The sequence below is a fragment of the Nigerium massiliense genome (assembly GCF_000826085.1).
GTDB classification, from domain to species: Bacteria; Actinomycetota; Actinomycetes; order Propionibacteriales; family Propionibacteriaceae; genus Propioniciclava; species Propioniciclava massiliense.
Window position 1 is genome coordinate 663,429 of the sequence record NZ_CCYM01000002.1, and the last position, 26,776, is coordinate 690,204.

Sequence of the window (26,776 nt, forward strand, 5' to 3'; positions counted from 1 at the left end):
CCTCACTCCCGGTCGTCGGTGCTGCGACGACGACGGAGAAGGAACACGGCGCCGCCGATCACGACCACGGCGGCGATCACGATGCCGGCGATGGCGCCCGTCGACAGCCCGGTGTTGCCGACGTTGCCGGAACTCGAGCCGATCGGGGACGCGCTGTAGAGACCCCAGTACGAGTTCTGCGCCGAGATGGGGCCACCGTTGCTGGGCTGGCGCTGGAAGTCGTTCCAGCGGTCCTTGCGGTAGGCCTCGAGCTGGTCGGCGTAGTAGAGCACGTCCAGGACGCTGGAATCGTAGATGCGCTGGTAGGCCTGCTTGACCAGGTCGGCCCGCTTGGCGGGATCGAGTTCGGCGTGCTGCTGCTGGTAGAGCTTGTCGAACTCGGGGTCGCAGATCCCGTTCTCCGAGGTCATGCCCGTGCCGTCCTTGTTCGGACGCGAGGCGCACTGGTTGATCGACAGCTGGAAGTCGGGGTCGGGCCCGATGCCCCAGCCGGTGAAGTACAGGTCGTACTTGCCGACCGCGGAATCCTCGCTGACCTTGGAGCCCGCGACCATCTGGACGGTGACGTCGACGCCGATCTGCTTGAGCCACGGCTTGACGTAGTCGGCCATCTGGGAGTGCTCCGGCACGGTGTTGCGACCCATGAGCCGCAGCCGGATCGGCTTGTTCGTGGCCTTGTCGATGCGGATGCCGTCGGAGCCCTTGGTGTAGCCGGCGTCGTCCAGCAGCTTGTTGGCCGCAGCGATGTCGAACGGACGCTCCTGCGCCCCGGCCGGCAGGCCGAAGTAGTCCTTGTAGACGGTCGGCACCTCGGTGATGCCCGGCTTCGCGTAGCCGCCGAGGACGCGATCGACGATCGTGTTGCGGTCGACGGCCATGAAGATCGCCTGGCGGACGACCGGGTCCTTCAGGACGGGGTTGCCGTCGCCCATCGGCTCGTTCTTGATCGATGTCATGCCGGGGTTGGCGGCCAGGCCCTGGTAGCGGCGACCTGCGCCGTTGGAGGTGGCGATGTTCGGGTCGTTCTTCAGCGCGTTGAACTGCGCGACCGTCAGGCCGGAGACGAGGTCGATCTCGCCGGCCTTGAGGCCCTGCACCGCGGCGTCGATGTTCTTGTAGTAGACCCAGTTGATCCCGCCGATCTTCGCCGGCCCGCGCCAGAAGTTCGGGTTGGCCTTGAGTTCGACCGACTGCTCCTTGACGTACTTGGTGACCTGGAACGGCCCGGAGCCGACGACCGGCTCGGTGATCTCGTCGAGGTAGGTGGACGGGTCGGCCTGCTTCTCCCAGATGTGCTTGGGCACGATCGGGATCTCCAGGCCCGGGTTGCCGGCCTGCGGCGCCTTCATGTTGATGACGAGCGTCTTGGGGTCCTTCGCCTGGACGGAGGCGAAGTTCGAGACCAGGGAGCCGTTCGCGGAGGCGAGCTTCTCGTTGGTCATGATCGAGGTGAGCGTGTAGGCGGCGTCATCGGCGGTGGCGGGCTGGCCGTCCGACCACTTGCGGCCGTCGGGGATGGTGAACGTCCAGGTCCTACCGTCGGGGCTGGTTTCCCACTTCTCTGCGAAGCCGCCGACCGGTTCGTTGTCCTTGCCGGCCTCGACGAGGGACTCGAACTGCATTCGGTTGATGTTGATCGGGGTGGCGAGGTAGGTGGTGAAGGGGTTGAAGGAATCAATCTCGGCGATGGCAGCGAGCTTGAGGACGGCGGCGTCCTCGGCCCGCGCGGGGGTCGCGGCGAGGACCGGCACGAGGCCGATCACGATCGCGGCGAGCAGGGCAGTCAAACGACGACGTCGTCGCGGGGTGCCAGGCATGAAGACCTCCAGGTGCGATGGGTGGCAGTACTGTGACACACCACCCACCGTTGCCACAGCTAATCGGCCGTGTCTGGCAGGGTTCTTCTCCATGAGCGCCGAGCCCGACGTGGTCAATCTCCTTAGCTCTCTGATCAGGTACGACACCCAGAATTTCGGCGGCGGTCGCTCCCGCGGTGAGACGCCGTGCGCCGAGTTCATCGCGGGGCTGTTGCGCGACGCGGGCTACGAACCCCAGCTGTGGCACCGGCCCGATTCCCCCGACCGCGCCAACGTCGTGCTGCGGCTGCCCGGACGCGACAGCGAGCTGGAGGGGCTGGTCGTCCAGGGCCACCTGGATGTCGTCCCGGTCGAGGCGGACGAATGGAGCGTCGACCCGTTCGGCGGGGTGGTCCGGGACGGCTACGTCTACGGCCGCGGCGCCGCCGACATGAAGGACATGTGCTCGTCGATGCTCGCCACGCTGCTGCAGTGGGCGCGCGAGGACGCCGGCCCGCGGCGCGACCTGGTGTTCGCGTTCGTCGCCGACGAGGAGGACGCCGGGCAGTGGGGCGCCGAGTGGCTCGTCGCCGAGCACCCCGAACTGTTCGCCGGCTGCGCGGCGGCGGTCGGCGAGGACGGCGGGGTCTGCACCCCGATGAGGGCCGCGGACGGCTCGATCGTGCGGCTCTACCCGATCTCGTGCGCCGAACGCGGGACCATGCACGTGCGGCTGACCGCGCGTGGGGCCTCCGGGCACGCGTCGCGTCCGAGCGGGGACGATGCGGTGCGCCGCCTCCTCGACGCGCTGCACCGGCTCACCCACCACGACTGGCCGCTGCGGCTCTCGGACGTGGTGGCCGCGCAGCTCGTCGCCCTGGCGGACCCCCTCGGGTACGAGGTCGACCTCGACGACGAGGCCAGCATTGCCGCGCTCGTGGACGCCCTCGGCGAGGACGCCGGCCCGCTGCGCTTCACCACCAGGGTCTCCAGCACCCCCACGATGCTGTCCGCCGGCAGCAAGGTGAACGTGGTCCCCGGGGTGGCGACGGCCGAGGTGGACGTCCGGTGCCCGCCAGGAGCCGTCGACGAGACCGACGCGATGCTGGCCGAACTCATCGGTGACAAGGTGGAATGGGAGTACAGCTCGCGACAGGACCCGGTTTCCTCGCCCGTGGGCGGCCCGTGGTACGACGCGTTGTGCGCCGCGGTCAGGGCCGCGGACCCCGAGGGGGTCCCGTTCCCGAACTGCATGGGCGGGGGCACCGACGCGAAGGCGTTCGCGAAGCTCGGCATGGCGACCTACGGCTTCACCCCGCTCGGCCCCGACCCGGACGGCCGCCGCTTCGCCGGCGTGCACGGTGTCGACGAACGGGTGCCGCTGGAATCGCTGCGCTGGGGCCAGCGGGTTCTGCGGGATTTCCTTGAGCGCGTGTGAACCCGGTCCTCGAAGCCCGGGTCCCGCGTTCGTCTTGTCGAGCTCGCACTCGCAACCGATCGGCCACGAGAGGGTCGTAAGCGTCCTGTCATGCCGAAGTGCGGACGTATCCGCGATTACTCAGCATCCGCCAACTTCAAGGAGTCCAGCTCGTCGTGCACTCTGCGGAGCAGCGCCTCAACCTCATCCCGATCACCACCCATGCGCGTGTGAAACTCCCAATCCTCGATGGCTTCCGGGCCGTTCAGAACCTCGTTGAGAGCGCTGTTGATCCAAACGAGTTCGTCGCGGGTGAAGTGCATGGGGACGACTGTCTGAGGGGTGCAAGCGCACACACGCTCTTGCCGCAGCGAGCACTCCGGTTGGGGTTCACTGGGTGGGCATTTGGGAGCTCGGTCGGGGCGGTGCCGCGAGTGCAGGCTCGTTTCTGTGAGGATTGGGTCGTGCCGAAAGAAACTGTCTGGCTATTGGAACCCCACACGGCCGCCAAGCATGCCCTCCTCAAGAAGTACTTGGGTGCTTGGTTTCCGATCCTCGGATCGACGGGAGGGAGGGTCGTGTTCCTCGACGGGTTCGCCGGGCCAGGTAACTATGACGGTGGGGAGCCAGGGTCACCGATCATCGCTCTCAGCGCACTCATCGACCACTCGTACTTCGCCACTCTCGGCCAGTGCGAGTTCGTCTTCGTTTTCAACGAGAACGACCCTGACCGGTATCGCTGTCTGGAGGCGAACCTCAAGTCGTTCCAGGCTAGTCGTTCGCCATGGCCGTCGAACGTGCGGGTCCGTCCCAGCAACGAGGATTTCGCGGTGCTGGCTAAGCGACTCGCGAGCCATGGCCAGAGCCTCGCGCCAACTTTCGCCTTCATCGACCCCTTCGGCTACAAAGGACTCGAACTGCAGGACTTGGCAGACTTGCTCGCAGCTGATCGGTGCGAATTGTTCTGCTACTTCGACTTCAACAGCGCCCAGCGATTCGCTACCGCTGGCAACGTTGATGGTCATTTCGAGGCGCTGTTCGCGTGTGAGGACTTCAAGAAGGCGCCGCCTGCCGGGACACCAGACAGGGGTGAGTTCCTGATTCGCTTGTTCGAACGGCAGCTTGGCAAGGTGGCGAAGTTCAATCACGTCCAGTCCTTCGCCATGCGCAACCGGATGGGCATTCTCGGTCACTACCTGGTGTTTGCTACCAGATCGCTCACGGGGCTGGACAAGATGAAGCAGGTCATGTGGAAGATCGATCCTCGCGGCGGGTACTCGTTCAGCGATCGCCTCGCCGGTCAGGAAGTGCTCTTCGGTGATGCCGCCGACACACGACCGCTGCGGGACGCCCTGCTCCACAAGTTTTCCGGAATGTCGGTCCCAATCCAGGAGGTCATCGACTGGGTCGTTGCCGAGACCCCATACCACTCCGGGCACGTCAAGCGGGCGACCCTGAAGCCGATGGAGGACGACCAACTTGTCAGTGCCGTCGGTCGTAGTCGCCGGGGAACTTACCCGGGGGGCTGCACCGTTACCTTCCTTTCGCGCTAGGGCGGTTCGACCGGAAATGAATCATAAGTACGATTAGGATGGGTTCATGGGCACACGATCGCGGATTGAATGGACAGAGATGACGTGGAACCCCGTCACCGGGTGCGATCGCATCTCACCCGGCTGTGACCACTGCTACGCGCTCACAATGGCGCGACGCCTCAAGGCGATGGGTGCTCCTGGGTACCAGAACGATGGCAATCCAGTCACATCGGGTCCGGGGTTCCAGCTCACGGCACACCCTGAGCTTCTCGACCAGCCCACCACATGGTCGGGATCACGGATGGTGTTCGTGAACTCCATGTCTGACCTGTTCCACGCCCACGTCACGCTCGACTTCATCAGGAACGTCTTTGACGTCATCCGCGCGACCCCCCAGCACACTTACCAAGTGCTGACGAAACGCTCAATGCGGCTCCGCCGCCTCGCCGAGCATCTCGAGTGGCCTGAGAACCTGTGGATAGGCGTCTCGGTCGAGAGCATGCGCTACGCCAGCCGAGTCGACCACCTCCGCGACGTGCCCGCGGCAGTTCGCTTCCTCAGCTGTGAGCCCCTTCTGGGCCCGCTGGACCAACTAAACCTGAGCGCCATCGACTGGGTCATTGCAGGCGGCGAGTCGGGGCCGTCTTACCGGCCGGTAGACGTGAACTGGGTGCGTGGGCTGCGGGACAACTGTCTTAAGGCAGGCGTGCCGTTCTTCTTCAAGCAGTGGGGTGGCCGTACCCCCAAACGACAGGGCCGCGAACTGGACGGCCGAACCTGGGACGAGTATCCATTCGTCCGCGCGCTCTAGCCGTTCGGGGACGGGACACCTTGGTCCCGAGCCCGTCTTCCGTGCCAACCCGAACGCCCGCAAGTGCCGCAGGTCGTACGCTGGCCAGAAGTGCGTCGGGCCAACGAACGCCAGGCGACTATCCGTGGTGCCGGCCCAGGAGCGCGAGTGCTTCCGCCCAAGGGTCTGATTCGTCGCCGGGCAGGGCAGGGGCGAAGGGTCCGCCGACCTCCCCGCGTGGCGGGGTCGCTCGGGCGACGAGCAGCACCAAACCGGCGAGTTCTCCCCCGGGCCGGTAGCCGCCTCCGAGATCCCAGGTGTGGACGGCAAGATCGAGGGCGTGGATCGCGAGCACGCGATCCAACTCGAACGACTGGCCGGGGGCGACCTCCGCGAGACGGACGGACGACGCCGGGCGCTCGATTGCGCCTCGAAGCCCAGCGACCGACGCCGACCATTGACTCGCCGACGCCGGCCGGTAGCGCCCGAGGGGCGCGTCGCCCGTGGCGATGGCTTCTGCGAAGCCAATGTTCTGGCCGGTCATGTGCTCGACCAGGTCCTTGATCGTCCATCCCTCGCAGCGGCTGGGCTTCGACCCATCACTATCGGTGAGGGACTGGATCGCCCCGTCCGCCGCTAGGAGTGCTTCTTCATGGAGCGCACGTCGTTCCGCCATGACAGACATCCCACCGGCCCGACCACCACCGCCACAAGGTCCACGCGCGTCTCCCGCTCTCGACCGCGTCGTTCCGCCTTCCGGATCGGACGACGCGGATGGCAAGGCTTCATGCTCACACGGTCAGGTCGCGAACGACCTCACCGATCGCGCGCAGATCGCGGACGACCCCGGCGAGACGATCGGGGCCCCCTTCGGACCAGTTCGCGGCGGCCGCGTAGGCGATGGCGCGCCTCGGTCCCCGGACCAGGCCCACGTCGGCGCGGGCGGTCGAGATCGCGCCGGTCTTGTTGAACACGCTCACCTCTTGGTCGGCTTCGTCGTGGGCGAGGGCATCCAGGACGAAGGGGTCCGCCACCAGCCCGGTGTCGACGTTGGCGGCGAGCCAGTGCAGCACCGCGTCACTGACCCCCGAGGAGACCGCCTCCCCGCGGTGCAGCAGCGCGAACACATGCGACAGCTCGGCGGCACAACCCCGCGAGAGCGTCGGCGGCATCGCGGGGGTGCGCTCCGAACGCACCCGGTCGAGCAGCCCGGACGCCGTCACCCCCAGCCCCCGGGTCGTACGGGCGATCGCGTCGATCCCGAACCGGCGCACCGCCACGTTCGTGGCGAGGTTGTCGCTCACGGCAGCGATCAGGGCCAACACGTCCGCCAGGGGCAGCGTGCGTTGCCGCAGGCGATACCACAGCCCGGAGTCCTCGACGTACTCGTCGTCGTCCCAGCGCAGCGGCTCGTCGGCGTCCGCCTCGCCGGCTTCCAGCGCGCGCGCCGCCTCGATCAGCAGGAACACCTTGCCGACGCTCGCCGTCTTCACGACCGTCTCGGGCGCGACGGACGCGAGCAGCTCCCCGGAGTCGGCGTCGCGGAGGGCGACGGTCCAGGTCAGGTCGGCGGACAAGGGCGGCAAGGCGACGCTCATGCCCACCACTCCACACCCTGGACGCCGTCGATCGCGAGCCCAGGACCGTCCGACAGCACGATGCGCGCGCCGTCATAGGCGATCCCGCCGCGGACGGGGTTGCCCGCGCACAGCAGCGGCGGGTCGAGGTCGGCCATGGTGAAGCAGCCCCGCGCGGCCGCCAGGTGCGCCGCCGCCGCGATGCTGATCGGCGACTCCATCATCGCGCCGACCATGCAGCCGACGCCGGCCTCCTCCGCCAAGGACGCCACCTTCAGCGCCTCGGTGAGCCCGCCGGTCTTCATGAGCTTCACGTTGATCAGGTCGGCGGCGCGTTCATCGATCACGTGGTGGGCGTCCTCGGCGGAGAACACCGCCTCGTCGGCCAGGATCGGGGTCGCGACGGCGTCCGTCACACGCTTGAGCCCCGCGAGATCGTGCCGCGCCACCGGCTGCTCGACGAGCTCGAGCCCGATCCCGTCGTCCTCGAATCCCCGGATCAGCTCGATCGCCTCGTCGGCCGTCCAGCCCTGGTTGGCGTCGGCCCGCAGGACGGCCTCGGGCGCCGCCGCCCGAACGGCCCGGAGGCGCTCGGGGTCAAGGGCAGCGTCCGTGCCCACCTTTACCTTGAGCACGGCGAATCCCCGGGCGACAAGCTCGGACGCCTGTGCGGCCATCGTGTCGGGGTCGTCCACGCTGACCGTGACGTCGGTGACGACCGCCCGGGGCCCGGTCGCGGTCGGCTGCTCTGTCAGCGTCCGCCACAGCGGCACGCCGCGAGTCTGGGCGTCCCCATCGCGCAGGGCGATGTCCAGCGCGGCGCGAGCGCTGGCCGTCCGCAGGCCGAGGCGTCCGAGGGCGTCCACCAACTCCTCCAAGCTGCCGGACGCCCCCCGCAGCCGAGATGATGCGCCGACCAGGTCTGCGGCGATGTCCTCCCAGGTGTCCCCGGTGATCGCCGGCGTGGGAGGGCATTCACCCCAGCACTCCAGGCCGTCCGCGCGGACCCGGACCACGGCCGTCCGGACGCTGGCCGTGGTGCGCAGGGCGGTCTTGAAGGGGCGGAACAGCGGGATGTCGAGCGTCCCGAGCGCGATCGCGTCAATCCTCACCCGCGCAGGCTAGCGTCGACACCTGTCGCGGCAACCCCGCCCAGGGGCTGTGGCCCTCCTGCCCCCGGTGGAACACTGGAGGCCATGCAGGCGCTCCTCTTCAAGCTCCTCGACCGCATCTGGCCCGGTCACCCCGTCACCACGCGGGGCGTGTGGAGCCGCGTCCTGCCGGTGCTGTTGAACAACGCCCGGCTCACCGCGGCCTGCATCATCGCCTACCTGCTGACGGTGGTGCTTCCCAAACAGCCCGCGGACATGACCGGCACGCTGACCGCGCTGCTGGTGATGCAGGCGTCCGCCCAGAGCTCGGCCAAGATGGCCCTGGTTCGTGTGGGCGCGGTGCTCACCGGCGTCGTCATCGCGCTCGGCGTCTCGGTGGCGTTCGGCCTGCACTGGTGGTCGTTGGCCATCGTGATCTTCTCGGCGCTGGTGTTGGCCAAGACGTTCCGGCTGGACGACCAGGCGCTCGAGGTCGCCATCTCCGGCATGCTCATCCTCGCCTCCGTAGGTCAGCCCGTCGCCGCCGAGCTGCGCGTCGTGAACACGCTGATCGGTGCGGCCGTCGGCATGGTGTTCCCCCTGATCGTCCCGCCGGCGATCCCGGCCCGGCGCGCCGCCGGCTCGGTGCGTGACCTCGGGCGCCGGCTCAACGAGATCCTCTGTGAGACCGCGGGCCGGATGAACGAGACGTCCATCACCCGCGAGACCTGCGCGACGGGCCTGGACGATTTGCGCGACATCGACTCCCTCGTCCGCCGCGCGAACGGGCGCATCGAGGAGGTCGGCGACCTGCGCAAGTGGAACCCCCGCTCCATCGGCATCGCGAACGTGGCGCCCCTGCTGCAGACGGGCACCGACACCCTCGACCGCTGCGTCCTCGCGTGCCGCGTCCTGTTTCTGACGATCACCGAGGAGGCCCCCGAGGAGCAGACGCTCTACGACGGCTTCGGCGACGACATCAGGCACGCCATCGCCGACACCCTGACCGCGATCGGCGGCTCCGTGGACGCCTACAGCGCCCTCATTCAGGCCGAGGCCGGCGGCTACGAGTCGGACGCCGAGCGGCTCTTCGAGGAATGCGTCGCTTCCGCCCACGCATGCCGCAAGCAGCTGACGGACCTGGTCGCCTCGTCCCCGCACGACACCGAGGGTTGGATGCTGCACGGGTCGATCCTCACCGCGTTCGACCGCATCCTCGACTACCTCGACGTCGAGGCGCGGCTGCGCGCGAGCCAGGCGTGGCGGACGTCCCAGGAGGGGCTGGCCGTCCCGGACGACTTCTGGCGCTCCACGCGGCTGACCCTGCTGCAGCGCCGGCGCACGCGCCGCAGGATCCTCGCCGAGCGGGCGCCCGACCCGGTCGTCCAGGCCGACTTCCTGGGCAACGACCAGGAGACGATGGTCATCCCCACCGTCAAGCCGCGCCGGCTCCGCCTGCCCGGGCTGTCCAGCAGCGCGTCGTCCGCCGGGACTGCCTCGTCCCCGAGCGAGCCGCCGGGCACGATCGAACCGACCCCGAAGGGCGATCCGGACGAGCCCACGGCCGGCTGATCCTGGATCAAACAGGGCTCCAGTCCGCAACCCAAGCGTGATGCCCTCGCTTAGCCGCCGGTTTCCGCCGCGCTCTAGGCTGGGCACGGTAGTTGCGTCTTCAAGGAGAGTCATGGAACTGGCAGAACAGATCGTTTCTCAGCTTCAGGCCGCTGGCGTCCGCCGTATCTACGGCATCGTCGGCGACTCGCTGAACCCCATCGTGGACGCTGTGCGCCGCACGGGCGGGCCCAGCAAGCCGGACGGTATCCAATGGGTGCACGTCCGCCACGAGGAGGCGGCCGCGTTCATGGCCTCCGCGGACGCGCAGCTGACGGGCGAGCTGGCGGTCTGCGCCGGCTCGTGCGGCCCGGGCAACCTGCACCTCATCAACGGCCTCTACGACGCCAACCGCTCGGGCGCGCCGGTGCTCGCGATCGCCTCCCACATCCCGAGCCCGCAGATCGGCACGGGCTACTTCCAGGAGACGCACCCCGACCGGCTGTTCACCGAGTGCTCGGTGTTCTCCGAGATGATCACCAGCGCCGACCAGAGCCCCCGCATCGTCGACTCCGCCATGCACCACGCGATCGCCAAGCAGGGCGTCGCCGTCATCACGCTCCCCGGCGACGTCGCCCAGAACGAGGTCACCAAGGACGCCCCGGCCTGGCGCGATGTCGTGGAGCCGACGCTCGTCCCGGACGCCGGGGCCGTCGCGGAACTCGTCTCGATGATCGATGCCGCCGACAAGGTCGCGATCTTCGCGGGCCTCGGCGCCCGCGGATCCCGCGAGAAGATCGTCGCGCTGGCCGACAAGCTGGGCGCCCCGGTCGGCCACTCGCTGCGCGGCAAGGACTTCGTCCAGGACGAGAACCCCTTCGACGTCGGCATGACGGGCCTGCTCGGCTACGGCGCGGCGGCGGCCGGCATGAACGATGCGGACCTGCTGCTCCTGCTCGGCACGGACTTCCCCTACGACCAGTTCCTGCCCGGCACCAAGACCGTCCAGATCGATCGGGACGCCGCGGTCATCGGACGCCGCACCCCGGTCGACCTGGGGATCGCCGCCGACCTCGCCCCGACGCTCGACCTGGTGCTCAAGGCCGTGAAGCCGAAGAAGTCCCGCAAGTTCCTGCGCGACACGCTCAAGAAGCACGATCGCCTGATGGGCGGCACGAACGCGTACACCAAGAACGTCAAGAAGATGAAGCCCATCCACCCGGAGTACGTCGCGGCCGTCCTCGACGAGCTCGCGGCGCCGGACGCGATCTTCACCGCCGACACCGGCATGTGCAACGTCTGGACGGCGCGCTACCTGCACACCAACGACAACCGGCGGCTCATCGGCTCGTTCAAGCACGGGTCGATGGCCAACGCGCTGCCTCAGGCGCTCGGCGCCCAGTTCGCCTACCCCGATCGCCAGGTCATCTCCGTCTCGGGTGACGGCGGCCTGTCGATGCTGCTCGGTGAGCTCGTCACCGCCGCGATGTACCAGCTGCCGGTGACGATCCTGGCCTTCAACAACTCCACGCTCGGCATGGTGCGCCTCGAGATGCTGGTGGACGGCCTGCCCGACTTCGGCACCGACGTCCCCGACGTCAGCTACGCCAAGGTCGCCGAGGCGCTGGGCTTCCACGCCGAGCGCGTCACCGAGGCCAAGGACGTCTACAAGGCCCTCAACGACGCGCTGAACCACAAGGGCCCGTCGCTCGTTGAGGTGATGACCGACCCGGACGCCCTCTCCCTCCCCCCGGCCGTCACCGGCGAGCAGCTCATCGGGTTCGCGACCGCGATGAGCAAGATCGTGCTCGGCGGCGGCGCCGGCGAGGTCATCTCGATGGCGAAGTCGAACCTGCGCAACATCCCGCGGGAATGGAAGCTCTGATCGTTCCTGGCGGATGAAAGCGTCGATCGCTACCGCGATCGCCCCGGCCGGGGCGTCCTCGTGGGCGCCCCGGCCGCTGCATCTCCGCCGACTTGACCTTGTCAAAAGCTGGAGCGCGCTCCCTTGAGTTCCGGCCGGCAGCGTGCAGGGTAGACGGGTGACTCCTGACAACTCCATCGACCCCGCGGCCCCCCGCTCCAGCTCGGCGACCTCCGCGCACGCCCGGCCCACAGCGGAGCGCGCCACGGACCGTAACCCCTCCGGGCGCACCTTCATGGGCCAGCCCGGACCGCTGCTCAATCTGTTCAACGTCGAGCTGTGGGAGCGGTTCTCTTTCTACGGCATGCAGGGGATCCTGCTGCTCTACATGTACTTCCAGGCCACCGAGGGCGGCCTCGGCATCGACAAGCACGTCGCGACCGGCGTCGTCGGCGCGTACGGCGGCATGGTCTACGTCTTCTCGATCGTCGGCGGCTGGGTCGCCGACCGGCTGCTCGGCTCCGAACGGACGATGTTCCTCAGCGCCATCTCCATCATGGCCGGCCACATCTCACTCGCTCTCGTTCCGGGCGTCCCGGGACTGGTCCTCGGCCTCGTCCTCGTGGCCGTCGGCTCCGGCGGACTGAAGGCGAACATCACCAACCTGGTCGGCAACCTGTACGACCGCACCGACCCCCGCCGGGACGCCGGCTTCTCGATCTTCTACATGGGCGTCAACATCGGCGGCCTGATCGGCCCCCTGCTGACCGGCCTGGTCCAGCAGGCGTGGGGCTTCCACTTCGGCTTCGGGCTGGCCGCGATCGGCATGGCGATCGGCCTGATCCAGTACATGGTCGCCCGCAAGGACCTCCCCACGACCGTCCAGCGCGTCCCCGACCCGCTGCCGCGCAGCCAGTACGGCCGCTGGGTCGGCATCGCCGTCGGCGCGCTCGCCCTCGTCGGCGTCCTGGTGGCCACCGGGCTGATCAACGCCGACAACCTGAGCACCGCCGTCATCACCCTGTCCGCCGTCGCGGCCGTGGCGATCTTCGCGGTGATCCTGCGGTCGTCGAAGACCACCCCCGACGAGCACAGCCGCGTGCTGGCGTTCATCCCGTTGTTCATCGGGTCCGCGGCGTTCTTCGCCCTGTTCCAGCAGCAGTTCACGGTCATCACGCTCTACTCCGACACCCGCCTCGACCGGGTGGTCGGCGGCTGGGAGATGCCGATCCCGTGGGTGCAGTCGTTCAACCCGATGTTCATCATCATCCTGTCGCCGCTGTTCGCGCTGCTGTGGACGAAGCTGGGTCGCCGTCAGCCGAGCACGCCCGTGAAGTTCGGGATCGGCATCGCGCTGATGGGCTCGGCGTTCCTGCTGTTCCTGCCGATGGTCGGGACGCCCCGCGTGCCCGTCCTGTGGGTGGCGCTGATCCTGCTGGTCGCCACGCTGGGCGAGCTGCTCGTCTCCCCCGTCGGGCTGTCGCTGTCGACGAAGCTCGCCCCGGCCGCGTTCCCGGTGATGATGGTCTCGCTGTACTACCTGTCCGCCGCGCTGGGCACCGCGGCCGCGGGCGCGCTGGCCGGCTTCTACTCGGCTGACGCCGAGGCGTCCTACTTCGGGGTGCTCGGCGGCGTCACCATCGCGATCGGCCTGGTCATGCTGGCGATCTCCAAGCCGGTGCACAAGGCGATGCGCGGCATCAACTGACCGGGGCGTCCGCCCTCGGCTGGGCAACGATCGAGGGCGTCGCGTCCCTGCGCCCGGCTTCTCCCACGGCTGGTTGCGCACCCCGGGGGTGTCCAGCAACGAGCCATAACGGGATTATCCTGCCACTAGCTCATCGTCCCTCCCGCGCGGGCGGACGAATCCCCTTGTGAGCGTCACATGCGATTATTCACCCGCCAGCGAGTGGCAGGATAATCCCGTTATGCCGGGTAGAGGGCCCACCGAGCCCTCTCAGAAACGCGATTCCTCACCCGCGAGGGGCCGCGACCGCATCGACGCGGTGGAAAACTTGCCGGTTCACGGTTCCTCAACCGCGAGGGGCCGCGATCCGTACGATGTTCTTCGGCATCCGGGCCGTCCGCGGTTCCTCAACGGCCGGGGAGCCTCGTTCCGTGCGGCGTTCTTCGGCCTCCGGAACGTCCGCGGGTCCTCAACCGCGAGGGGCCGCGAGACGAACCTCAAGGCCCGATGAGGGCGCCGAGTACTCGCGAACCGTCGGTCAGATCAGGTGTCGGGGGGACGTTCCGCGAAACTCGTACACCTCGCGGCCGCGCACGCCCGGATCGGCCGCGAACACCGAGCCGGAGGCGTCCTCCTCGCCCGGGACGCCCTTGCGGGACGTCGTGATGAACAGGGTGCGGCGGTCCGGGCCGCCGAACGCGCAGGCGGTGACGTTCGGTGCGGGCACCTCGACCTCGAACGTGAGCTCGCCCTCCGGCGTGTAACGACGGACGAGCCCGGCGCCGTTCAGGGCGATCCACAGGCCCCCCTCGGAGTCGACGCACAACCCGTCGGGGCGGCCGGGGGCGTCCTCGAACGACAGGAGCGTCCGGCGGCCCGTGAGCCCGTAGGTGCGGTCGTAATCGAAGACGAGGGTGCGGTTGAGCCCGGTGTCGTTGAGGTAGACGGTCGTCCCGTCCTGCGACCAGGCCAGCCCATTCGACGTCGTCAGATCGAACACGACGGGCAACGGCCCGCTCGATTCGGAACCGACGCGGTACAAGAACCCGATGCCCGGCTCCCCCTCGTAGCCGGTCGTGCCGGCGTAGAACCGCCCGTCGGGATCGCACGCGCCGTCATTGAAGCGCTGCCGGGCGTCGGCGAACACCTCGCGCCAGGCGGCCAGGTCGCTGAGGTCGTCGCGGGCGGCCAGGGCGAGGCCCCGCTCGGTGGCGACGATCGCGCCGCCGCCGGCCCGCGGGCGCAGGCACGCCGCGACCGAGGAGCCGACCGAGGTGCGGGTGATGGTCGCGTCCGCGAAGTCGATGGTGAGGATGTCGCCCGCGAACAGGTCGACGCACCGGAGCACGTCCAAGCGCGGCCACCACACCGGGCTCTCCGCGTGATGGGCGATGACGTCGGTCACACGCTCGGCCCTCATGAGAGGGAAAACTACAAGGTTGGCGACGCCCTGCACAGTGGGCGAGCGGGAATGAGTTGTTCCCGTCGTCCCACGCGGGTTCGCCCGGACGTCCCCAGGCCGCCGCCCAACCGTCACCTCAGGGTGAGTCGCGGCGCCGGACGTGCGTGTACCTTGCTCCCATGAGCCTGAGCGTGTTCGACCTGTTCAGCATCGGGATCGGGCCGTCGTCCTCCCACACGGTCGGCCCGATGCGTGCGGCGGCGCGGTTCCTTCGGACGTTGCGCGACGACGGCGTCCTGGCCGAGGTGACCGCCGTGCGGGCGGAGCTCTTCGGCTCGCTCGGTGCCACGGGACACGGTCACGGCAGCGCGACCGCTGTCGTCCTGGGGCTGCTCGGCGAACTGCCCGAAGAGGTCGACCCCCGCGCGGTGCAGCGTCAGGTCGCGGACGTCCGCACCCGCAAACGTCTTGCGCTCGGCCGCGAGCACGAGATCGACTTCGACCCCGAGGTCGACATCGTCCTGTACCGCAACAAGACGTTGCCCCTGCACCCCAACGGCATGACGTTCACCGCGTCGTCGGCGACGGGCGTCCTCGAGCAGCGCACCTACTACTCCGTGGGCGGCGGCTTCGTCGTGACCGACGACGCGGACGGCAACAGCCGCATCGCCCCGGACGACACCGACGTCCCCTACCCCTTCTTCACCGGCGACGAGTTGCTCGAGATCTGCGCCGACACCGGCAAGTCCATCGCCCGCATCTCCCTCGACAACGAGCTGGCGTGGCGCTCCCAGGATGAGGTCGAGCAGGGCCTGCTGACGATCTGGGGCGTCATGCAGGAGTGCGTGGCCAACGGCATGGAGAACGAGGGCGTCCTGCCGGGCGGCCTGCGCGTTCCCCGCCGCGCGCCCGCCCTGTACAACAAGCTGCAGGTCGAGGGTGCCAGCGAGGACCCGCTGCGCGGCATGGACTGGATCGAGCTGTACGCCCTGGCCGTCAACGAGGAGAACGCCTCCGGTGGCCGCATCGTCACGGCGCCGACGAACGGGGCGGCGGGCATCATCCCCGCGGTGTTGCACTACTACCGCGACTTCGTGCCGGGCGCGAACGATCGCGGCGTCATCCGTTTCCTGCTGACGGCGGGCGCGATCGGCATGATCTTCAAGAACGCGGCGTCCATCAGCGGCGCCGAGGTGGGCTGCCAGGGCGAGGTCGGCTCGGCTTGCTCGATGGCCGCCGCCGGCATGGCCGCCGTGTTGGGCGGGACGCCGCGACAGATCGAGAACGCCGCCGAGATCGGCATGGAGCACAACCTCGGGCTCACGTGCGATCCCGTGGGCGGGCTGGTGCAGATCCCGTGCATCGAGCGCAACGCGATCGCGTCCGTGAAAGCCGTCGCCGCAGCCCGCACCGCCCTGCGCGGCGATGGCTCACACCTGGTCAGCCTCGACAAGGTCGTCAAGACGATGCGCGAGACCGGTCTTGACATGAAGGTGAAGTACAAGGAGACGGCCCGCGGCGGCCTCGCCGTGAACGTCATCGAGTGCTGAGGACGGCCGGGGTACAAAGCCGGTCGCGGCGCCCCTCCTGTCCAAGTCCGTCCCGCCGAGAGCGCTCTGACAAGCGGGAGGACCGTCATTTTCTGTGGTCAATCACCGTGAGACGTGACCGGTGTACCGCGATTGAGGCAGACTGCATGACATGCGCGTGACTGAGGGAGTTCCGGGCCAGGAGGTCGAGGTCTGGATTCAGGACAAGGGCGGCACGAAACCTCAGCTCCGCGGCACCGTCGTCATCGAAGATCTGCGCGACGTGCTGACCTGCATCAGCAGCCGATCGGGAGCCAACGGGCCGCAGAGCCCCGTGACCCAATACATCCTGAAGCAGGCCGCGTCCCACCTCGCCGAGCGGCTGCTGGACGACGCCGGCCCGATCCGCGACGGCCGCGAGTCCGTCCCCCGCACCCTGTCGGGGTCGCTCGGGCACCAGCCGTTCATCGAGTCCGTGCTGAACATGAGCCAGCACCAGATGCTGCGCCGCTGGCCGCTCGCCAACGACTGGTACCAGGACGTCATCCACTACGTGATGCGGCCGTCCCGGTTCGACACCCAGACGCACATCGCCTTCGAGAACCTCCAGGCGTGGTCGGCCGGCTCCATGGGGGACTTCCTGAAGCGGTTCGCTGAGAACGCGTTCGACATGCACGACGACCCCAAGATCGTCCGCATGGCCGAGGCGCTCCAGTCGCTGTGGCCCGACTACCCGCCGGTGCGGGACGCGATGATCGCCTACCGTCAGCAGGTGCGGGACATCTGGGTGCCGCTGTACGAGCGGGCGCTGCACCACTACGGGCTGACGCTGCGTCCCGGGGTCGAACTGTTCGACATGGCGTGGGCCTTCAACGCCGTGCAGAGCCGGGAGACGTTCGAGCGGCTGGCCGACCCGGCGATGCCGTTCCACACGGCCGCCGACGGGACGCGCTGGACGATGACGGCCTGGACGGGCCTCATGATCCTGGCCGGCAGCGTCGTGGACGAGCAGGGCCGCATCCTCAGCCTCGACGAACTGATCGCACGCCGCCCGGCTCAATGAGCGTGGAGTTCGCCGACTCCGCCCGCGGCACGGTCGGGCTGGAGTGGGAGGTCGCGCTGGTCGACCTCACGACCCGAGAACTGACGCCGCGCGGCCACGAACTGCTGGCGCTCCTCAGCGACGACACCCGCGTGTCCGGGGAGTACCTCGCCTGCATGGTGGAGCTCGTCTCGGGCGTCCACTCCACGATCGGGGACGCGGTCGCCGACCTTGCCGAGCAGTTGGCGGAGGTGCAGGACGCCGCGGCGTCGTTGGGCCTCGGCGTCCTGGCCGCCGGGACGCACCCGTTCAGCCGAGGCATCGACCAGGAGGTCGTCGAGACGCCGACCTACGCGGTCGTGAAGGAACGCAACGCCTGGTGGGGCCGGCGGATGATCGCTTGCGGGACCCACGTCCACGTCGGGGTCGACCGGCGCGAGCTGGCCATGCCGGTGACCAACGGGCTCGCCCGCTTCTACCCTCACCTGTCGGCGCTGTCGGCCTCGTCGCCGTTCTTCGAGGGCGAGGACACCGGGTTCGCGTCCCAGCGAACGATGCTGTTCCAGCAGCTGGCGACCAACGGCCTGCCGTACCCGTTCGCCACGTGGGCCGAGTTCGAGGCCTACGTCGCGCAGCTGATCTCGGTGGGCATGATCAAGAAGCCGACCGAGATCCGCTGGGACGTCCGCCCCGCACCGCGGTTCGGCACCGTCGAGGCGCGCATCGCGGACGCCTCCCCCACCCTCGCCGAGCTGGGCTGCATCGCCGCGTGGACGCAGTGCCTGGCCGTCTACGGCATGCAGACGGCCGACCGAGGACGCGCCGGGGCCAGCCTGCCGCGCTGGATCGTCCAGGAGAACAAGTGGCGGGCCGCCCGCTACGGCCTGGACGCCGACATCATCCTTCTCACCGCCGGTGAGAAGGATGTTCCCCTGCGCACATCTCTGGAACGCTGGTACGAGCGACTCACTCCGGTCGCCGACGACCTCGGCTGCCGGCACGAACTCGACCTGACGCCCCGGATTCTCGCGCGGGGCAACAGCGCCGAGCGGCAACGGCGGGTCGCCGCGTCGTCCGACGGTGACCTGGTGGCCGTCGTGGACGCCCTGCTGACCGAGACCAGGACTGGGAGGTTTCAGTGACCCGCAAGCCCTTCTGCCTCATCACGATCCGCGACCACGACGACGCCGCGGCCGCCGAGCGCGAGTCCGTGCGTCAGTTCGGCGGGCTGTCCGCCGACGAGATCGTGCAGGTGCGCGCCGAACCGGGCCTGCAGAACGTCCGCCTGGACGACTACGCCGGCCTCATCGTCGGCGGCAGCCCGTACAACGCGAGCGATCCGGTGAAATCGGAACTGCAGTTGCGCATCGAGGCCGAGCTGAGCGCCCTGGTCGACGAGGCCGTCGAGCGGGACTACCCGCTGCTGGGCATCTGCTACGGCGTGGGCCTGCTCACCCAGCGCCTCGGCGGGCTCGTCACGAAGCGCTACAACGAGCGTCCCGGCGTCACCGAGGTGCGGATCACGGCGGCCGGGCGCGAGGACCCCGTCTTCGCCGACCTTCCGGCGTCGTTCATCGCCTACACGGGGCACAAGGAAGCCTGCGCGATGCTGCCCGACAAGGCCGTGTCGCTGGCAGCCGGGCGCCGCTGCCCCGTCCAGGCCTACCGGGTGGGCGACAACTGTTACCTCGTCCAGTTTCACGTGGAACTGGACGCCGCCGCCCTCGAGAAGAGGATGCGTCTGTACGCCAACCACGGCTACTTCCGGCCGGAGGAACTGGAGATGCTCGTCGAGGAGAACAACTCCGCGGGTGTCGGCCCGGCGCCCCGCCAGGTCCTGGCAAACTTCTGCACGCTGATTCGATCGAGGGAGACCCAAGCAGCATGAACGACAACCTGAACGTCGGCCACTCCGCCACCGTCTCTGTGGTCGTGGACGAGAGCCTCACCGTGCCCGCGGTGTCGGACAAGTACCCGGGCTTCGCCACCATGCCCCCTGTCTTCGCCACCGCCTACATGGTCGGCTTCGCCGAGTGCGCCGCGATGGCGGCGCTGCACCCGTTCCTGGACGACAACGAGTCGAGCGTCGGCGTGGAAGTCCGCTTCGACCACACCGCCGCCACCCCCGTCGGCATGACCGTGACGGCCGAAGCCATCGTCACCGCCATCGAGGGACGGATGATCTCGTTCGACGTCGTCCTGCGCGACGACGTGGAGCCGATCGGACGCGGCACGCACCAGCGGGCGATCATCGACAAGGCCAAGTTCGAGGCACGGGCGGCTAAGAAGGCCGGCGCTCCCCGGTCCTGAGCCGCTCGAGAAAGCCCGGGCGATCCAGCACCGCGCGATTCACGACGTAGGTGGGTGCTGCGCCCCTCGCCACGGCCAACACAGCGCCCACGCAGCTTGCTCCGTTGCCGAGGATCACCTACCTAGACGATTCAACCGTTCGCGGCGTCAGCGAGGAGAGCCTCGGCCGTCAGACGATCAGTGATCAGCGTTGTCAGGAGGCCACCTCGGAGCGCCGCCAGCACGGCCGGAACCTTATGCCGGCCCTCCACCACCAGGACGCGACGCGGGATGGCGCGCATCTCACCGAGGGTGAGTCCCACAACGCGTTGGTCAAATGGCCCTTCGATCGCCGCTCCGGCGGAGTCGAAGAATCGGCCACAGATGTCACCTGCCGCGCCTCGATCGATCAAGTGCTCCCGTTCGGAGGGCTGGATGGCGCGGTCCAGCAGCGCTCCCGACCAGGTCGGTTCCGCGGGGGACACCCCCGTCCCCACGACAAGGGCTCCTGCACTCCGCGCGAGGTCGAGGACCGCTGCGACATCCGCCCGAGCGGTGAGTTCAGCGGCCGCATCGGCCGAGGACGCCACCAACGGGGCGGCGACGGACGCCGATTCGGCGCCCAATCGGCGTCCGGCGACGAAGGCGGACGCGTCCGGATTGAGGCGTCGGCCCGGCCCAGCCCACCCTCCACAGGCCGGCACCATCATCGTGCCGCTGGCGCTGCCGTCCGTAAGGCTGGCTACCGCCTCGGCGACCGCCGTGGAGACGCCGAAGGCGACACACTCGTGACGAGGAATCTCTGACCCCAAATAGCTGCCGGCCTCAACGGCAACATGGTGCCGACGACTCTCGCCGCCGGCTGCGACGCGAGCCTCTTCCAGCCCGAGTTGGGTGACCAGTCGCTCCTCAAGTGCGGAAAAGGGACGGGACAGATCGTGGACCTCGATCGTGACCACGCCGACACGTCGCGCTTCCGCGAGGAGCCGAGTCACCTTGACGCGGGAAAGACCCACCTTCTCGGCGACTTCACGATGCGTGAGGCCGCCGTCGTAGTAAAGCCGCGCGACCTCGACCATCACAGGATCGACCCCCGACGAGGGACGCGATGACGGAACGGTGGGCACGGGCTCCACGGTAAAGCCTCCGCTCCGTCCGAACGAATCACCACACCACCTGACGGGGATGAACCATTGTACAAGCAGTTGAACAATAGTACGGTGAATCCATCAGCCGCGCACCGCAGCGCCGGCAGCAGGTGGAGAGGAGACGTGCCCATGACTGACAGAGTTGTCATTGGGGTAGACGGAGGCACGACAGCCGTCAAGGCGGTGGCATTCGACCTCACGGGGGCAGTCGTGACGCTGGCGCACCGCAAGGTGCCCGTGCATTACGGCAGCCACGGTGAAGCCGCCCAGGACATGAACGAGATCTGGGAAGCAGTCGCCGACTGCCTTCAGGACGTCACGGCCGAGCTGGGCCCGCACACGGAGATCATCGGCGTCGGCTTGACCGGTCAGGGCGACGGTTGCTGGCTGGTCGACGAGACGGGCGAACCCATCGGGATGACCCCGAACTGGATGGACGGCCGTGCCGCGAAACGGGTCGCAGAGTGGGACCGGGATGGCCGAGCCCAGGCCGTCCTCGAGGCCACCGGGACGACGACGTTCCCCGGGCTCGCACCCGTGCTGCTCGAAGAACTGCGCGAGACGGATCCGGAAGCCTATGGACGCGCGGACCGCCTTCTGTATTGCAACGATTGGCTCCGCTTCAAGCTCACCGGTGAGAAGTCGACCGACTACACCAACGCGTCACGTCACTTCCTCGACGTGCGCACCACCCAGGGCTATTCCGAGGAGTTGGCCGAGCGGCTGGGAATGCCTGAGGCACTGAAGCTGGCCCCCGAAATCAAGACCTCCGACGCACTAGGTGGGAAGGTGACGGCCGCCGCCGCGGAACGCACCGGCCTGGCCGAGGGCACCGTCGTGGGGATGGGCATGATCGACGTGTCCGTGACGGGTGTGGGACTCGGTGCCGTCAATGACGGTGACGGCTGGCTGATCCTGGGCACGACTGGGTTCGTCGGCGCCCTCTTGGGGTCGATCGACGAGCGCAAGTCCGAGAACTCCATGGTGCTGGCGACGGGTCGGGGCACCCAAGTCCTCGAGTTCCTCGCGCCGATGACCGGGACGCCGAACCTGGACTGGATCCTCACCACCTTGGGACTCGGCGACCAGCCCTGGAGTGAGGTCGAGAAGCTAGCCCTGCAGGCCAACCCGGGCTCGGGAGGCGTCGTCTATCTGCCCTACGGCTCCCCGGGTGGCGAGCGGGCCCCGTTCCTCGACACCGCCGCGTCCTCGTCCTGGATGGGGATGAGCGTCGCCACGACACGGGCGCAGATCCTGCGGTCGGTGTACGAGGGCGTCGCCTATGCCTTGATCGAGTGCGTGGAGGTGCTGGGCCTCGAAGGGGATCTCGTTGTGTCCGGCGGTGGCTTCCGCTCTGATCTGGTCTGTCAGATCCTTGCCGACACCACCGGTCACCGCGTCGTCCGGCAGGACGCCCCTGAGGCGGGGGCTCGCGGTGCCGCGGTCCTCGCGCTGCTGTCTGCCGGCGAATTCACCGATCTCAAAGACGCCGCAGCCGCCTTGGCTACGGATGTTTCGCCGTTCGAGCCGAACATTGCGAACAAGGACGTCTACGCCGCGTCCCATCAAGTGTTCGTCAACGCACGGACCGCGATCCGCCCCGTGTGGCCGCAGATGCGCGAGCTGCGCGCAGCCACAGGCTCCGACATCGACGAGGGGAACTGACCATGACCGACCGACTCACCTCATTCGACCAGCTCGATCCCGGCCACGTGGCCGATCAGCTCGACCAGCTCATCGCGGTCGGCGCGACCGCCGTCCAGCAGGGGCTCGCACAGGCTTCGGGCGGCAACCTGTCCGTCCGCACCGGCCCTGACGAGTTCCGCGTCACGGGCAAGGGGACCTGGCTGAACAAGCTGCGTCCGGAGCAGTTCGCCACCCTGTCCATGGGCGGCGACGTCATCGACGGGCCGACTCCCAGCTCGGAATGGAAGCTGCATCAAGCCATCTATGCGAAGCGGCCGGACGCTCGGGCGGTCATCCACGTCCACCCGCAATTCTCGCTGCTGCTCACGGCGCTGGGGAAGAAGATCCGCTTCATCACCCAGGATCACGCGCTCTACGTCGGTTCGTACGGCCAGACGAAGTACTACACCAACGGCTCCGACGAGCTGGCAGACACGGCGGCAGCCGAGTTGGCCGGGGGCCGCCACGACGTCGTCGTCCTGGGAAACCACGGCATCGCGGCTTGTGGATCCTCGGTCGACCAGGCGTTCCGGGTTGCCCTGAACTTCGAGGAGGCGGCCAAGCTCACCTATCACGCGCTGCTTCTCGGGGACGAGGACACCATCTTCCCGCCCGATGAACTCGACATTCTGCGGCACGCGTAAGAGACGATCCGAAGAGGAGCAGGAGAGATGGTGAAGGTGCTCTTGGCGGGCGACTACTTCGTCACGCCGGAGGTATTGGCCACGGCGCTCGAGCGGCATCTGCCCGAAGCTGAGACCTCGGTATTGCAGGGTGAGTTTCCCGAACAGCCCTTGAGCGAGGACCCCGAGGGGGTGCACGAATCCGTGGGCAGCGAGGACGACCTGATCGCGGCGCTGCAAGGCGTCGACGTCTGCTTCACCCACACCTTCCCGGTCACCCGGAAGGTGATGGACGCCTGCCCCGACCTCAGGATGGTCACCGTCACCCGCGGCGGTCCCGTGAACGCAGACAAGCAGGCAGCCACCGAGCATGGCGTGGTGGTGTCCTTCACACCGGGTCGCAATGCCACGGCAACCACGGAGCATTCACTGGCGATGATCCTGGCCGCGGTGCGCCAGATCGCCCAGCGCCACGAGGAACTCCGCCAGGGAAAGTGGCCCGGCAACCTGTACCGCTACGACCTCGTCGGACCGGAACTCGCGGGAGGGACCGTCGGCTTGGTCGGCTACGGCGCGATCGGCTCGCGCGTCGCGCTGGTGCTGCAGGCGATGGGCATGCGGGTGCGGGTCTTCGATCCGTATTTCAAGGGCGAGCTGCCCGAGGGCATGGAAGCGGTCGACGATCTTGATGACCTGCTGGCGTCGGCCAATGTGCTCACGCTGCATGCCCGATTGACCGACGACAACAAGGGAATGATCGGCGCGAGGGAGATGGCGCTCATGCCGGAGGGCTCCGTCCTCGTCAACTGCGCCCGCGGCGGGCTGCTCGACTACGACGCCCTGTGCGACGCCCTGGACTCCGGTCACCTCTACGCCGCTGCGTGCGACGTCCTTCCCGCGGAGCCGCTGCCCCCTGACCACCGCATTCTGCACACCGACCGCTTGACGGTCACGCCCCACCTGGCGGGCGCGTCCAAGCAGGCGGCGGAGCTGGCCGCCGACATCGGCGCGCGGGACATCGCGGCCTTCGTCCACGGTGAACGGCCCCAGCACGTGGCCAATCCGGAAGTGCTCGACGCGGAGTGAGCGACTCCTCGCCACGCGGCGGCGCCGCCACACGCCGCCGCGTGCGCTCCCGTCAGCGGCGCTGCTGCGTGGCGGTGAGGTAAGCCAGGACGGCGCGGACGCGGCGGTTCTCCTCTCCGGGCTGCAGGCCGAGTTTCAGGAAGATGTTCGCGACGTGCTTGGAGACCGTCGCTGACGACAGGAACAGCGTCTCCGACAGCTGGACGTTGGAGTACCCCTTCGCCATGAGCTCGAGGATCTCCAGCTCACGCTCGGTGAGGTCGGCCAGGCGGGAGGGCTGCGCGCGCAGCAGCTCGGCGGCCACCTCCGGGTCGATGACGACGCCGCCGACCCCGACGATCTCCAGGGAGCGGACGAAATCGGCGACGCGTCCGACCCGGTCCTTCAGCAGATAGCCCAGGCCGCCGCGGGCCTCGTCCTCGACGTCGCTGGACGCCGACTGCGGCGCCTCGGTCGGGTAGAACAGCTCGCGAGCGTAGGCGGGGGCAACATATTGCGATAGAACCATAATCCCTAGTCCCGGGAATTCGCGTCGCAGCGTCACCGCAGCCCGGAGCCCGTCGTCGCTCATCCCTGGCGGCATCCGGACGTCCGTGACGACGAGGTCCGCCTCGACGGCGCGCGCCACGTCGAGCAGCTCCGTCGCCGTGGTGGCCTGGGCGACCACCTCGTGCCCCCGCCGCTCCAGCAGGCCGACCAGCCCTTCCCGGAACAGCGCGGAGTCGTCCGCCATGATGAGCCTCATCGGTCGATCTCCCCTTCTGGACGGCCGAGGTCCGTCCGGTCCTGTGCGCCGGCGCCCTGCGTCGTCAATTCTGAAGCAATCTGGGGGACGTCCCCGCTGACACCGAACTCGCCCCGGTTGAGCAGCAGCGGGATCCGGCCCGTCACCGTGGTGGGGCCGCCCGGCGGGCTGACCACCTCGAGACGGCCACCGAAGGCGCCGAGTCGCTCGGCGATGCCGGCCAGCCCCCCGTCGGGACGCAGATGGGCGCCCCCGGGGCCGTCGTCCGACACGGCGAGGGTGAGGGTGTCCGAGGACGCGAGCAGCACCGTCGCGCGGGCACCGGGCGCGTACTTGGCCGCGTTGGTGAGCGCCTCGGCCACCATGAAGTAGCCGGCCGCGGTCACGCCCTCAGGGACCGTCGGCAATGGGTGCGGCACGTGCAGGGTGACGTCCAACGGGCTGAGCTCCACGAGGTCCCGCACGGCGGGTTCCAGCCCCAGATCGGACAGCACCTTGGGGTGGATGCCCGCCACCGTCTGCCGCAGCGCCCGCAACGCGAGTTCTGCGCGGTCCTGCGCCGAGTTCATCCGTTCGCGCGCCGAGGCCAGGTCGGCGTCGGTCACCCCGTTCGGCCCGCCGTCCAGCAGCAAGGACGCCTCCCCCACGTCCATGGACGCGGCGACCAGGTACTGCTGCGCCCCGTCATGCAGGTCCCGCTCGATGCGGCGTCGCTCGATCTCGAACGCGGCGGCGATCCCCCGCTGAGCCCGGGTGACCTCGTCGTAGCGCCCCGGCGGGACGGGCGCCTCGGCCTTCGCCAGTTCGCGGGCCGGGCGCATCGCCGCCCACCAGCAGGCCACCGAGCCGCCCAGCGCGACGAGCGTCACGAGCAGGAACCACCGCGAGCCCAGCAGCCCGGCGATCGCGCCCAGCCCGGCGACGCCGAGGCAGCAGACCGCCCCGGCACCCAGCCAGAAGGCCCGGCGGATCGCTCCCGTCTCCATGCGTCCACCGTAGGGGCAGGCCCGACGACGGCGAAGTTGACACCCGCGCCGACGGTTTGCTGCAGCTCGACGCCCGGCACAGCGAACGACGCCCCAGGAGGTCCGCAGTCTCAGTAGAGGACGAACACCGCCACGCCCACGATGATGCCGAGCACGGTTTGCGGCAGGGTGTGCCGGCCTTGGCGCGTGCGGCTCCAGATCAGCAGCGTGACAGTGACCGCGCCGAGGACGATGCCGGGGACGAAGTGGTGACGTGCGACAACGGTCGCGAGCGCTGCGGCGGCTGTGGTGTGGAGCGAGACCTTGGTCACGTAGCGGGTGAGGACGATGGCGACGAGGGTGGCGAGGACGCCCAGTCCGAGGTAGCGCGCCACGCGGGGGACGCCGAGCCAGACCGCGAGCGCGCCGGCGGCCAGGAGGCAGAGTCCGCCCGTGATGAGCAGGGGTCCGCGTTCGTGCCGGCGCACGGCCTGGTGGTCGCTGAGTCGGCCGGTGCGCAGGGACATGCGCAGGACGAGGATCGGACCGCCGACGGCGACGAGCAGGATCGCCGCGGTTCGGGCGAGGACGCCGCTGCTGAGGTCGTGGCTGCCGCTGGTCGCCGCGACGAGGACGCCTATCCCGCCGAGGACGAACGGGTGCAGGATCTGATCGAGGACGCTGGTGAAGCGTGATTGGCGGCCGGCGCGAAGGCGGTCCAGATCGACGTCATCCATGTCCGGCCGCCTCGAGGTCGAAGATCTCACGCAGAGACAAGAACACGAGAGCCCCTCTCGGTTCGAGAGATAGTTGCGCCATTCGGTGTCTGGACGGTTCAAGCTGAAGCCACGTACAGCAAAGCGCATCCGTTCAGGGGATGGAACGGAACCGTGCGAAAGGGCCGGATCCCGGGTGGACCAGAACTCCCGCATTCGCTTGGCCTGAGCGACGGT

At 68.8% G+C, this 26,776-nt stretch carries 24 protein-coding genes; 14 read left to right on the forward strand and 10 right to left on the reverse strand.

The genetic code is table 11. From position 1 onward, the window contains the following. Positions 1–2: 2 nt before the first annotated feature. Positions 3–1,787 carry an ABC transporter substrate-binding protein gene (locus BN1187_RS04515; RefSeq protein ID WP_040159113.1) on the reverse strand — a complete coding sequence of 595 codons (1,785 nt, stop codon included), beginning with the start codon at positions 1,785–1,787 and terminating at the stop codon, positions 3–5. A gap of 121 nt (positions 1,788–1,908) precedes the next feature. Here BN1187_RS04515 and BN1187_RS04520 point away from each other — a divergent pair, with 121 nt between their 5' ends. Continuing rightward, positions 1,909–3,234: a M20/M25/M40 family metallo-hydrolase gene (locus tag BN1187_RS04520; RefSeq protein WP_040159115.1), complete on the forward strand. Its 1,326-nt coding sequence runs from the start codon at positions 1,909–1,911 to the stop codon at positions 3,232–3,234. A 116-nt stretch (positions 3,235–3,350) separates the two neighbouring features. On the opposite strand, the gene BN1187_RS04525 is transcribed toward BN1187_RS04520, so the two are convergent. Further along, the gene (locus tag BN1187_RS04525) at positions 3,351–3,536 is read right to left on the reverse strand and encodes a hypothetical protein (protein WP_040159116.1); all 186 of its coding nucleotides are present in this window, start codon (positions 3,534–3,536) and stop codon (positions 3,351–3,353) included. A gap of 141 nt (positions 3,537–3,677) precedes the next feature. Here BN1187_RS04525 and BN1187_RS04530 point away from each other — a divergent pair, with 141 nt between their 5' ends. Together BN1187_RS04530 and BN1187_RS04535 are read left to right on the forward strand one after the other, a co-directional pair. After that, positions 3,678–4,766 (forward strand): three-Cys-motif partner protein TcmP, encoded by a 1,089-nt coding sequence (locus BN1187_RS04530; protein ID WP_040159118.1) that lies wholly within the window; start codon positions 3,678–3,680, stop codon positions 4,764–4,766. Between the two features lie 46 nt (positions 4,767–4,812). After that, positions 4,813–5,559, forward strand: a complete 747-nt coding sequence (locus BN1187_RS04535) for a DUF5131 family protein (RefSeq protein WP_040159119.1) — start codon at positions 4,813–4,815, stop codon at positions 5,557–5,559. Between the two features lie 118 nt (positions 5,560–5,677). Here the strand turns inward: BN1187_RS04535 and BN1187_RS04540 are convergent, their stop codons facing one another. The 3 genes from BN1187_RS04540 to BN1187_RS04550 all read right to left on the reverse strand — a co-directional run bounded on the left by BN1187_RS04540 (position 5,678) and on the right by BN1187_RS04550 (position 8,227). Then, the gene (locus tag BN1187_RS04540; protein WP_157754740.1) at positions 5,678–6,214 is read right to left on the reverse strand and encodes a maleylpyruvate isomerase family mycothiol-dependent enzyme; all 537 of its coding nucleotides are present in this window, start codon (positions 6,212–6,214) and stop codon (positions 5,678–5,680) included. Positions 6,215–6,329: 115 nt separating this feature from the next. Continuing rightward, positions 6,330–7,136 carry a serine hydrolase gene (locus BN1187_RS04545; RefSeq protein ID WP_040159120.1) on the reverse strand — a complete coding sequence of 269 codons (807 nt, stop codon included), beginning with the start codon at positions 7,134–7,136 and terminating at the stop codon, positions 6,330–6,332. Next, entirely contained in the window at positions 7,133–8,227 is a 1,095-nt protein-coding gene (locus tag BN1187_RS04550; RefSeq protein ID WP_040159124.1) for a dipeptide epimerase, read from the reverse strand. The genes BN1187_RS04545 and BN1187_RS04550 overlap by 4 nt, the downstream gene beginning before the upstream one ends. Before the next feature lie 84 nt (positions 8,228–8,311). Here BN1187_RS04550 and BN1187_RS04555 point away from each other — a divergent pair, with 84 nt between their 5' ends. The 3 genes from BN1187_RS04555 (at position 8,312) to BN1187_RS04565 (ending at position 13,329) form a co-directional block, all read left to right on the forward strand. Next, positions 8,312–9,778: an FUSC family protein gene (locus tag BN1187_RS04555; protein ID WP_052462282.1), complete on the forward strand. Its 1,467-nt coding sequence runs from the start codon at positions 8,312–8,314 to the stop codon at positions 9,776–9,778. Between the two features lie 112 nt (positions 9,779–9,890). Continuing rightward, positions 9,891–11,642 carry a pyruvate dehydrogenase gene (locus BN1187_RS04560; protein ID WP_040159126.1) on the forward strand — a complete coding sequence of 584 codons (1,752 nt, stop codon included), beginning with the start codon at positions 9,891–9,893 and terminating at the stop codon, positions 11,640–11,642. Positions 11,643–11,799: 157 nt separating this feature from the next. Further along, positions 11,800–13,329, forward strand: coding sequence for a peptide MFS transporter (locus BN1187_RS04565; protein ID WP_235750589.1), 1,530 nt, complete (start codon positions 11,800–11,802; stop codon positions 13,327–13,329). 517 nt (positions 13,330–13,846) lie between these two features. Here BN1187_RS04565 and BN1187_RS04570 read toward each other — a convergent pair. Beyond that, the gene (locus tag BN1187_RS04570) at positions 13,847–14,728 is read right to left on the reverse strand and encodes an SMP-30/gluconolactonase/LRE family protein (protein ID WP_040159132.1); all 882 of its coding nucleotides are present in this window, start codon (positions 14,726–14,728) and stop codon (positions 13,847–13,849) included. Between the two features lie 161 nt (positions 14,729–14,889). On the opposite strand from BN1187_RS04570, the gene BN1187_RS04575 reads away from it, so the two are divergent. The 5 genes from BN1187_RS04575 to BN1187_RS04595 all read left to right on the forward strand — a co-directional run bounded on the left by BN1187_RS04575 (position 14,890) and on the right by BN1187_RS04595 (position 19,591). Continuing rightward, positions 14,890–16,260, forward strand: coding sequence for an L-serine ammonia-lyase (locus BN1187_RS04575; RefSeq protein WP_040159138.1), 1,371 nt, complete (start codon positions 14,890–14,892; stop codon positions 16,258–16,260). Between the two features lie 151 nt (positions 16,261–16,411). Beyond that, positions 16,412–17,302 (forward strand): hypothetical protein, encoded by an 891-nt coding sequence (locus BN1187_RS04580; protein ID WP_040159140.1) that lies wholly within the window; start codon positions 16,412–16,414, stop codon positions 17,300–17,302. After that, entirely contained in the window at positions 17,299–18,423 is a 1,125-nt protein-coding gene (locus tag BN1187_RS04585; protein ID WP_040159142.1) for a glutamate--cysteine ligase, read from the forward strand. Before BN1187_RS04580 ends, BN1187_RS04585 begins: the two co-directional genes overlap by 4 nt. Next, positions 18,420–19,169, forward strand: coding sequence for a glutamine amidotransferase (locus tag BN1187_RS04590; RefSeq protein WP_040159144.1), 750 nt, complete (start codon positions 18,420–18,422; stop codon positions 19,167–19,169). The genes BN1187_RS04585 and BN1187_RS04590 overlap by 4 nt, the downstream gene beginning before the upstream one ends. Continuing rightward, on the forward strand, positions 19,166–19,591 hold the full coding sequence (locus BN1187_RS04595; RefSeq protein WP_040159146.1) for a thioesterase family protein: 426 nt from the start codon (positions 19,166–19,168) through the stop codon (positions 19,589–19,591). Before BN1187_RS04590 ends, BN1187_RS04595 begins: the two co-directional genes overlap by 4 nt. 131 nt (positions 19,592–19,722) lie before the next feature. On the opposite strand, the gene BN1187_RS04600 is transcribed toward BN1187_RS04595, so the two are convergent. Further along, the gene (locus tag BN1187_RS04600) at positions 19,723–20,697 is read right to left on the reverse strand and encodes a sugar-binding transcriptional regulator (RefSeq protein WP_147675071.1); all 975 of its coding nucleotides are present in this window, start codon (positions 20,695–20,697) and stop codon (positions 19,723–19,725) included. 66 nt (positions 20,698–20,763) lie between these two features. Here BN1187_RS04600 and BN1187_RS04605 point away from each other — a divergent pair, with 66 nt between their 5' ends. The 3 genes from BN1187_RS04605 to BN1187_RS04615 are packed head-to-tail and all read left to right on the forward strand — an operon-like array spanning position 20,764 to position 24,113. After that, positions 20,764–22,383, forward strand: coding sequence for an FGGY-family carbohydrate kinase (locus tag BN1187_RS04605; RefSeq protein WP_235750590.1), 1,620 nt, complete (start codon positions 20,764–20,766; stop codon positions 22,381–22,383). Between the two features lie 2 nt (positions 22,384–22,385). Continuing rightward, complete coding sequence (locus BN1187_RS04610; RefSeq protein ID WP_052462283.1) at positions 22,386–23,048, forward strand: class II aldolase/adducin family protein; 663 nt, start codon at positions 22,386–22,388, stop codon at positions 23,046–23,048. A gap of 27 nt (positions 23,049–23,075) precedes the next feature. Next, positions 23,076–24,113, forward strand: a complete 1,038-nt coding sequence (locus BN1187_RS04615; protein WP_040159155.1) for a 2-hydroxyacid dehydrogenase — start codon at positions 23,076–23,078, stop codon at positions 24,111–24,113. 52 nt (positions 24,114–24,165) lie between these two features. On the opposite strand, the gene BN1187_RS04620 is transcribed toward BN1187_RS04615, so the two are convergent. The 3 genes from BN1187_RS04620 to BN1187_RS04630 all read right to left on the reverse strand — a co-directional run bounded on the left by BN1187_RS04620 (position 24,166) and on the right by BN1187_RS04630 (position 26,560). Next, a complete protein-coding gene (locus tag BN1187_RS04620) occupies positions 24,166–24,858 on the reverse strand; it encodes a response regulator transcription factor (protein ID WP_040159157.1) in 693 nt (230 codons plus the stop codon). Beyond that, positions 24,855–25,844, reverse strand: a complete 990-nt coding sequence (locus BN1187_RS04625; protein ID WP_072041950.1) for a sensor histidine kinase — start codon at positions 25,842–25,844, stop codon at positions 24,855–24,857. Before BN1187_RS04625 ends, BN1187_RS04620 begins: the two co-directional genes overlap by 4 nt. Before the next feature lie 110 nt (positions 25,845–25,954). Next, a complete protein-coding gene (locus BN1187_RS04630; RefSeq protein ID WP_040159159.1) occupies positions 25,955–26,560 on the reverse strand; it encodes a hypothetical protein in 606 nt (201 codons plus the stop codon). Positions 26,561–26,776: the final 216 nt, after the last annotated feature.

Bases quoted from the DNA above. Each gene is read 5' to 3' on its own strand.
- BN1187_RS04520 (WP_040159115.1), top strand. From the start codon at position 1,909: ATGAGCGCCGAGCCCGACGTGGTCAATCTCCTTAGCTCTCTGATCAGG.
- BN1187_RS04525 (WP_040159116.1), bottom strand. From the start codon at position 3,536: ATGCACTTCACCCGCGACGAACTCGTTTGGATCAACAGCGCTCTCAAC.
- BN1187_RS04535 (WP_040159119.1), top strand. From the start codon at position 4,813: ATGGGCACACGATCGCGGATTGAATGGACAGAGATGACGTGGAACCCC.
- BN1187_RS04540 (WP_157754740.1), bottom strand. From the start codon at position 6,214: ATGGCGGAACGACGTGCGCTCCATGAAGAAGCACTCCTAGCGGCGGAC.
- BN1187_RS04545 (WP_040159120.1), bottom strand. From the start codon at position 7,136: ATGAGCGTCGCCTTGCCGCCCTTGTCCGCCGACCTGACCTGGACCGTC.
- BN1187_RS04555 (WP_052462282.1), top strand. From the start codon at position 8,312: ATGCAGGCGCTCCTCTTCAAGCTCCTCGACCGCATCTGGCCCGGTCAC.
- BN1187_RS04560 (WP_040159126.1), top strand. From the start codon at position 9,891: ATGGAACTGGCAGAACAGATCGTTTCTCAGCTTCAGGCCGCTGGCGTC.
- BN1187_RS04570 (WP_040159132.1), bottom strand. From the start codon at position 14,728: ATGAGGGCCGAGCGTGTGACCGACGTCATCGCCCATCACGCGGAGAGC.
- BN1187_RS04575 (WP_040159138.1), top strand. From the start codon at position 14,890: ATGAGCCTGAGCGTGTTCGACCTGTTCAGCATCGGGATCGGGCCGTCG.
- BN1187_RS04580 (WP_040159140.1), top strand. From the start codon at position 16,412: ATGCGCGTGACTGAGGGAGTTCCGGGCCAGGAGGTCGAGGTCTGGATT.
- BN1187_RS04585 (WP_040159142.1), top strand. From the start codon at position 17,299: ATGAGCGTGGAGTTCGCCGACTCCGCCCGCGGCACGGTCGGGCTGGAG.
- BN1187_RS04595 (WP_040159146.1), top strand. From the start codon at position 19,166: ATGAACGACAACCTGAACGTCGGCCACTCCGCCACCGTCTCTGTGGTC.
- BN1187_RS04610 (WP_052462283.1), top strand. From the start codon at position 22,386: ATGACCGACCGACTCACCTCATTCGACCAGCTCGATCCCGGCCACGTG.
- BN1187_RS04615 (WP_040159155.1), top strand. From the start codon at position 23,076: ATGGTGAAGGTGCTCTTGGCGGGCGACTACTTCGTCACGCCGGAGGTA.
- BN1187_RS04620 (WP_040159157.1), bottom strand. From the start codon at position 24,858: ATGAGGCTCATCATGGCGGACGACTCCGCGCTGTTCCGGGAAGGGCTG.
- BN1187_RS04625 (WP_072041950.1), bottom strand. From the start codon at position 25,844: ATGGAGACGGGAGCGATCCGCCGGGCCTTCTGGCTGGGTGCCGGGGCG.
- BN1187_RS04630 (WP_040159159.1), bottom strand. From the start codon at position 26,560: ATGGATGACGTCGATCTGGACCGCCTTCGCGCCGGCCGCCAATCACGC.